The following is a 7651-nucleotide window of genomic DNA, read 5'->3' as shown; positions in this document are numbered from 1 at the left end:
ATAACTTTCCATCAAAATATTCTTTGCATGCTGCTAGCCTTATTTCTGTCGTATATTTGGACATAAAAATTTCCCCCTAAGTAGATTTGGTTATTTACCTTGTCTACTTAAGGGGAATCATATCATCAAATAGCTGCTACGCTATTTTTATATACTAGAAAAGTTCTCCGACTTTCCTAGTATATAAACCTTTCGTGGGATGCGCACGCACACATAAGGTAGATGTCAGCTGAAGCTGATGTTGTTCTGTAGCCAAGAGCTAATCCTGTATTGTAAAGGATGAAAACAACGTTGTGAGAAAACGGTTTTGTATTATGTATTCATGTAAATCTAATACAGGAAAGTGTAACCAGATATACCAGTAATAATATGTTACAAAAATATTACAGAAATGTTACAATTAATACGTAAACAAAAACTATCATTCAGTAGATGATAGAAGAAACAAAAGGAGATAAAAAATGAGTAGATATGAAAGTAGATGGAACAAGCTCTTAAAGCGGTTCATTCTAGTTGGAGTGTTATGCATTGTGTTTGCATACATAGCAGGAACGGCACAACAACAGGGAGAATGGAAAGCAAAAGCTGCAGTGACGGTGGCAAAACCAACCCTACGGATTAGCCAAAGGACAGCTACTACTGTTACGATTTCCATTGGTTCAACAGCAGATGCAAGGGGATATCGAATCTATCGGGCAACAAGCAAAGATGGAAGTTATACAGCAATAGGTGATACAACTAAACTAACATATAAAGATACTGGACGAAAATCCACAAGTAAATATTATTACAAAGTTCGGGCGTATCGTGTAATAAATGGAAAAAAGATATACAGTGCTTATTCTAATGTGGCGGCAGTTACTTCGACACTAAAACAAACAACGAATGTGAAAGTACGCAATCTTGGGAATACAAGAGTGGTAAGCTGGGGAAAAGTGACAAACGCAAGCAAGTATAATGTATATCGTGCAACAAAAAAAGATGGAACTTTTACGTATATCGGAAGTTCTTCTTCAACCCAGTATAGGGACGATTCGGCACAAGGTAACAAAACGTATTATTATAGAGTGAGAGCATATCGGAAAGCTACTAATATCAAGTATTACGGAGTATATTCCAGTAAAATAATATCAGCTGCTCTTTCTGAGGAGATGGATGATTCATCACAAAATAATGGTAATGGAACAGGAAATGATTCAACCACTTCTAGTAATGCAAGCTATACAAGTGAAGTTCTCCGTTTGATCAATATTGAACGAAAGAAGGAAGGATTAAGTTCTTTATCGACTACTTCAATACTGGAGAAAGCAGCCTTTACTCGTGCACAAGAAATTAAGAAAAGTTTCTCACATACCCGTCCAAATGGTTCCTCTTTCTCTACGATTCTGAAAGAACTTGGAATCAGTTACCAGGCATGTGGTGAGAATATTGCTTATGGACAGAAGACACCAGAAGCTGTTGTGAATGCTTGGATGAACTCTTCGGGACATCGTGCCAATATCCTGTCAAGTAACTATAATAAAGTAGGAATTGGATGCTATATTGATAGCAATAATGTTGTGTATTGGACACAGGTATTTACGAACTAAAACATTTTGACCCTTGCTATCGTGCAAGGGTCAAAATGTTTTTTTTATATCGTACATTATTCGAGATTCTAATATTTTGAAAATTTACCATAAAATGGACTAACAAAACTACGTCGTTTTATGTTAGAATAAGACGCAAAACGAAGAAATGAGGAAAAAACATGGATTGGCAGAAAAAGTTTCTACAGTATTATCGGTTCAAATACTATTTTCATGCACAACATTCTATGACCAGTCGAATAGAAGATCGGCATCCTCATACGTTTTGTGTCGAGTTGTATCTAGAATCAAAACAACAAGAAAAAACAGTATTGTTTTCACAGATACAGACTTATGTTCGAGAGTATTTATGTGCATATGAAGGAAAAACATTGAATGAGTTAGAAGCGTTTGCGGATAAGATTCCTACATTGGAAGCTATGGGAGAACATCTCTATGAAACAATGAAACTTCAGATGAAAGAATGGCATTGGAATCTAATACAACTTGATATTTGTGAGAATCCACTGCGCGTGTACTCCATATCGGATCAAATCTTATTATGTAGTGCACAGTTGAATTACAGTTCTAGACAACTTGAAAGAATATTAGAAAAAAAGCGAAGGTATTTATGAAAAGAAAAACGGCAATTATGTGTGGAACACTGTTGATATCGGTATTAGCAGGGATTCCAGTATATTCTATGGCAAGTGTTCAAGCAGATACCATTATGCAAGAGGAGCAGAAAAATGAAAATTATAGCACACAAACAAGTAAACAAGGCAACAGTGAGAGTGAAGAAGAAAGCAACAAGGAAAACGACACACAAGATCGTATTCTAATAGAAGAGAAAATAGAAGACGATACCAAAGACCAAACACCGGATTTGTCATTAGAACTTGGTGGGGATCTTCTTGAAGAACCACAAGAAGATCCAATCAAGGGAGATACAGAAGAATTAATAGGAGAAGAAATTGACTTATCGGTTGAAAAATCGCAAGAGCAACAAATGGATACATATCTGAAATGGTTTCAAATTGATGGAGGGTATCAAGAGTGGAGAGATCTCCCACATACGGATATCTCTTGGTATTCACCAGATCCCAACCAAGTACATCAAGGTGCATTATATTTAGAAAATGATATCTTATATGGGCATTTTCTCATGAATGATGCATATCAAACCCAAATGGTTGTTTCTTATATAGAATTAACCATTAATGAAAAAACAAAAGTAACCTTAACAATTCAAAAGAGTACAACAGATGGGAAAATCGATTGGAGTGAGAACATGTACCAATTGCCGGTAGGGACAACGACTGGACTTGGTGTTTTCTACAATGAATATCCGAATTATTATATGGGAGAGGCGGCTTTTACTGTTTATGATGCACAACATAAAAGTGGTGATGAAGTGGAGTTTTTCATTGACCTAAATGTCATTTCCTCTATTACGAATATTCCAATCGAATCAATGAAACAAATTCAACTATATAATCCCAATATAGGCTGGGATGCCATACGTATAGCAGGAGGATCTTCAGGGGCTTTTCTTGGTATAATACTTGCATGTACAGTTGCTGGTACTGCGATATGGTTTAAAAAGAGCGAAAAGAAAGTTGAGAGAGAAGATGAATTGGATAACACTCACTAGCTTTGTAATTTGGTTGTATGTTTTAACGGTATTAAAAAGAGCAAATTTAGAGTTCTGGCATTTCCTTATAGGAAGTGCCGGACTATTTGCTTTTTTTATGATTTTTATACAACCGATGGTTACGGAGGTATTAGTAAAAGCAGTTACTATTGTAACAGGAAGAATCGGAGAACAGTTGCATATGTTTGAAGGGTATTATGAATATGCAATTCTTTTCGTAAAGAATAAAAAAGGTGCGATATCGATACTCGTTGATTATGAATGTGCAGGAAGTATTGAAATGGCAGCTTTTTTTTCGTTACTTTTCTTTTTTCCTGTTTATATTACAATGGAAAAATTACTGGTTGCGCTATTTGGATTATTATATTTATTTTTTGCAAATGTAATCCGAATGTCAGTGATCTGTATGATAATTTCCGGTTTTGGAAATGACAGTTACTTTTTCGCGCATACCATTGTCGGAAGAGTTATATTCTATGGGTTATCAATGCTTCTATATTATATGGTATTCACCAAGGCACAGGTAATTCGACAGAAAGTGGGGAATATTCAATATGGGAATACGTGATTATCTCATTAGTTCGATTTTGTTTTATATGTCTTGGATCATTATTCCCCTTTTTCTGGAGTTTCTTCCTGCCATCGGAAATGTTTTGGTCCTGCTTAAAAATAGTATGGTTAACAAGGAAAGTAAAGAACTGATTTATCAGCCAGAGATAACAATTATTGTTCCTGTTTATCATTCTCAGGAAACGTTACGGGAATGCATTCGCTCCATCTATGAGTCCGATTATGAAAACGACCGAATTTATGTAATGGTAGTAGATAATGGTGGTGACCTAGAAAGTTTCTTAGCATTTCAAGCATGTCAGGAGGAGTTTTCTGATTTGCATATGAATTGGTTAACCAGTAAGCAAGGTAAATCAAAAGCACTAAATCTTGCATTATTTAACAGTGCAGGACGTTATGTAATACACATTGATAGTGATGGCGTTCTACATCCAAAAGCAATTAAAAGAGTCGTTACGTATTTTGAACAAGAACAAGAGGTCCATTGCATTACAGGAACAATCTTGACCAATCAAGAGATGATTGAACAAACCTCGTCTTTTGGATTGCGTTTATTACGAAGAATGGAGTTTTTTGAATATGCACAAGCATTTTTGGCTGGAAGGAATTTTGAAGCAGAATTTAATAGTATCTATACGGTTTCTGGTGCATTTTCTGCATTTCGGAAATCCACAATACTAAAAACACGTTTATATAATACGGATACAGTGTGTGAGGATACACAGATCACATTTCAGATTAGGGAATGGATGAAGCAAAGAATTGGGATCTGTGAAAATGCCTACTTTTTTGTGGATCCCATAGAAGATGTGAATCGGTTATATACACAGCGTCAACGATGGCAGCGTGGAGAATTAGAAGTAACCCATATGTTTGAAAAGGAGAGAAAACAGGGAGCACATACTTCTGCTGAAAAGAAGAGAGGGACTATAATTACCCGTGTGTTATTTTATGATCATACCTTTGCCTTCCCACGTATGATCTGGTATTTTGCAATTCTATGCTTACTGTTTCTGAATTATCCAATTAAGTTAGTAGTTGGTTCGGTCTTTTTGCTATATGTAATAAGTGTCATCACGGCAAGCTTGTATTATTTTTGTATCTTATTATATTTACGAAAGGACAAGAATATACAACGGTACTATAGAAAACTGTGGTATATGAACGGTTTGTATCCAATCTACAATTTTGCTATCTTCTGGTTTCGATTTGCAGGAATCATTAATGCTATTAACGGAGATCAAGTATGGAAGACGCAAACATTAACCCAGGAAAAGGAACAATGGAAACAAATCGTTGCGAAAGATTTTACTAGAATCCTTCATGTGTTAAAGAAGATAAGGAAAAGGGGAAACAGAGAGGAAGAATGAGTTGGCATCTTGCCGTCGTATTGATGGAAATATAAAAGGACGGTTAGTAGTATTGTCCTTGGATTTCAGTTGTGTATATACATGGACAGAAAATAATCGTAATAAGGATAGGTTGGAGGGAAAGAAAAGTATGAGACAAAAGAAAATGGTAAGAAGAATCTACGTTCACAATCAGTTCCGATTTGCTGTTATTGCGGTCCTTATTTTGGTATTCTATCTAACAATTTCTCATGTGGTACAGTTTAGTCATCAAAGAATTGCATTTAAAAAGGAATATCTAAGGGGATTAGAAACCCAGAATGAGATACTTGTACAATACCTTGCATTATATTTGGAGCAAACAACAGATGAAAAAGCCTGTAGGGATTCTCTTTTCACGTATATACAAGAATATGAACAGGAACAAGTGCAGGTATGGGCTTATGTCGCATATGATGATATTGTTCATTATTATAGGAGCAATGACCTTATGAAGGCACAGGCAACTTTTCAACTGCAGGGATTTAAAGAACGTTTGCAAGAGAATGGAATGTATGTAGTAGAAAATTCCTTTGTCTTAAGAGGAAGTACCATAACGGTAGGATTGGTAGCAAGAGAAAAGTCAGTGTTACGGGAATGGGGATATAGTGACAGCAAAGCATACTTGTTATTGCAGAGCGTTATTGTATCCTTTTTGTTGGCCATAATATCTTTAATTTTCATTTGGAGGACAAGAAATCATACGAAGAAAATCGAGGAATACAAAGAGGAGCAATTGCGATTAAACCGTAGAATTGAAGGGCTGAATCAGAAACAAACACAACAGATAATAGAAGAAGAAAGGAATAAAAATAGGAAGAGTTCTCTACAGATTGGAACATATGATAAAGATTTGGTAAGTATTTTAATTCGAAAAGCAGTACAAAGAGAGGCATTACCAATTGCAATTATCGATGTTACTTTTAATATGGGACAGTATTATTATTCTAGGCAAAAGATGAGTGAACTAAAGGAAAAGATGCAGATAGATCGTACTCTTTCCTATGAATTATTCGAAATTGGTAAAGGGGAATTCGTTTATCTTTTCATCAGACCGGGGGAAGAAAATTGGACCAATATCTTACATTATGTTAAACAAAAAGTTGAAGAAATTGCAAGGGTTAATGAAATGACAGCTACTGTGAAGGAGCAATTGATTACAAAATGATAGGAAGCACAACAATGGCTGCTCCAAGAAAACAAATGTTTACATTCAGGTATTTCAATTGTTATTCCTTTGTGGGGACAGTATGAGCTAAGAAGGAGATTGTTTGAAAGAAATTTATAGAAAGGAATGTTATGCGATACTATCAATACAAATTTAAATTTTATCTAAATGCTAGTCATGCAATCTATATACATGGAAATTTGGGAGAAAGGCATTCTCATACTTGGGAGATTATGCTTCATACATTAAAAATGAAAGAGAATTTTATAGAATTTCACCATGTGGAAGAGCGAATGGAGGGTTTCTTTGAAACCTATCAAGGTCGATACCTTAATGAGGTGGAGCCTTTTCAAACTATGAATCCGACTATAGAGAATTGTTGTGAGTACTTTAAGCAGGAATTAGCAGATCTTCTCAGGCAGGAAGGGTGGATATTGCTTGCGATTGAGTTAAGTGAAACTCCTACAAGGTCATATGTGATTAATTTATTAGAGGATATGGGAGATGCATATGAAAAAGATCTAGAAGCCATGGCAGATGTGATTCTTGATAAATTAACAAAAGGAATATAAGGGGAAAACTTTCCCTTGAGATTTATTCTTTTTGCAAAGTCGCTAGTATGTAACAAAATGATGATTTCAAGATTCAATGACTTGTTTATAAGATAATATAGTATTGAATCTTGGAGATTGAATTTATTCTCTATGATATGATCAAATAATTATAGGAAGAAAGAAGAATATAATTTTAGAAAAAGGAAATAGTATCATATTATAATATACAAGCGGACTTAAATGGGTTTTTGCTGAATAAAAAAGAACAAGAAATATAGTTGTAAAAAAAGCAATTTATTTGTTGACAAAGCATGAAATAAATGATAGAATAATTTTCGTCGCTGAGCGATGCAGTAATAATAACTGATAATTAGTAGTAAAAATCGCTATTGACAGATAATTGTGAATATGTTATCCTTATAAAGCTGTTAAATGCAAAATAAGTTATATAATTTGAAAAAATAAATTAAAAAAACTTATTGACAGATAATGAACAGTGTGATAAAATATTTGAGTGACATTTTGAAAGATAACTTGATAAAGTCAGAAAAAATAAATAAAAAAAACTTCTTGACAAACAATTTTCAAAATGTTAAAATAACTAAGTCGCTTGAAAAAAGCAAGAACATTGAAAACTGAACAGTGAAACAACCTTGAAAATTCCAGTGTTCACAAGTCATTGACTTAGATGAACACAAAAAGATTTTCAGTTCTTATAAAGAACAAACCGTATCGGAAGTTAGAGATAA

The 7651-nt window shown here is 34.5% G+C and carries 7 protein-coding genes; all 7 read left to right on the top strand.

What is annotated here, in order from left to right:
- The first annotated feature begins 461 nt into the window (after positions 1–461).
- The 7 genes from HBB17_RS17130 (at position 462) to HBB17_RS17100 (ending at position 6920) form a co-directional block, all read left to right on the top strand.
- The gene (locus HBB17_RS17130) at positions 462–1589 is read left to right on the top strand and encodes a CAP domain-containing protein (protein ID WP_167958720.1); all 1128 of its coding nucleotides are present in this window, start codon (positions 462–464) and stop codon (positions 1587–1589) included.
- 161 nt (positions 1590–1750) lie between these two features.
- Positions 1751–2203, top strand: a complete 453-nt coding sequence (locus HBB17_RS17125) for a 6-carboxytetrahydropterin synthase (RefSeq protein ID WP_167958719.1) — start codon at positions 1751–1753, stop codon at positions 2201–2203.
- The gene (locus HBB17_RS17120; RefSeq protein WP_167958718.1) at positions 2200–3222 is read left to right on the top strand and encodes a Firmicu-CTERM sorting domain-containing protein; all 1023 of its coding nucleotides are present in this window, start codon (positions 2200–2202) and stop codon (positions 3220–3222) included. Before HBB17_RS17125 ends, HBB17_RS17120 begins: the two co-directional genes overlap by 4 nt.
- On the top strand, positions 3200–3790 hold the full coding sequence (xrtG, locus tag HBB17_RS17115) for an exosortase family protein XrtG (RefSeq protein WP_167958717.1): 591 nt from the start codon (positions 3200–3202) through the stop codon (positions 3788–3790). Before HBB17_RS17120 ends, xrtG begins: the two co-directional genes overlap by 23 nt.
- Positions 3777–5162: a TIGR03111 family XrtG-associated glycosyltransferase gene (locus tag HBB17_RS17110; protein WP_167958716.1), complete on the top strand. Its 1386-nt coding sequence runs from the start codon at positions 3777–3779 to the stop codon at positions 5160–5162. Before xrtG ends, HBB17_RS17110 begins: the two co-directional genes overlap by 14 nt.
- Positions 5163–5292: 130 nt before the next feature.
- Positions 5293–6348 carry a hypothetical protein gene (locus HBB17_RS17105; protein WP_167958715.1) on the top strand — a complete coding sequence of 352 codons (1056 nt, stop codon included), beginning with the start codon at positions 5293–5295 and terminating at the stop codon, positions 6346–6348.
- A gap of 131 nt (positions 6349–6479) precedes the next feature.
- Positions 6480–6920, top strand: a complete 441-nt coding sequence (locus HBB17_RS17100) for a 6-carboxytetrahydropterin synthase (RefSeq protein WP_167958714.1) — start codon at positions 6480–6482, stop codon at positions 6918–6920.
- Positions 6921–7651: the final 731 nt, after the last annotated feature.

It is taken from the genome of Anaerosporobacter faecicola (assembly GCF_012070565.1).
Classification (GTDB): Bacteria; Bacillota; Clostridia; order Lachnospirales; family Lachnospiraceae; genus Anaerosporobacter; species Anaerosporobacter faecicola.
This window is presented reverse-complemented; position numbering and strand designations above follow the sequence as displayed.

What these genes read in the sequence shown, in the direction of transcription:
- HBB17_RS17130 (WP_167958720.1), top strand. Translation starts at nt 462, where the DNA reads ATGAGTAGATATGAAAGTAGATGGAACAAGCTCTTAAAGCGGTTCATT.
- HBB17_RS17125 (WP_167958719.1), top strand. Translation starts at nt 1,751, where the DNA reads ATGGATTGGCAGAAAAAGTTTCTACAGTATTATCGGTTCAAATACTAT.
- HBB17_RS17120 (WP_167958718.1), top strand. Translation starts at nt 2,200, where the DNA reads ATGAAAAGAAAAACGGCAATTATGTGTGGAACACTGTTGATATCGGTA.
- xrtG (WP_167958717.1), top strand. Translation starts at nt 3,200, where the DNA reads ATGAATTGGATAACACTCACTAGCTTTGTAATTTGGTTGTATGTTTTA.
- HBB17_RS17110 (WP_167958716.1), top strand. Translation starts at nt 3,777, where the DNA reads ATGGGAATACGTGATTATCTCATTAGTTCGATTTTGTTTTATATGTCT.
- HBB17_RS17105 (WP_167958715.1), top strand. Translation starts at nt 5,293, where the DNA reads ATGAGACAAAAGAAAATGGTAAGAAGAATCTACGTTCACAATCAGTTC.
- HBB17_RS17100 (WP_167958714.1), top strand. Translation starts at nt 6,480, where the DNA reads ATGCGATACTATCAATACAAATTTAAATTTTATCTAAATGCTAGTCAT.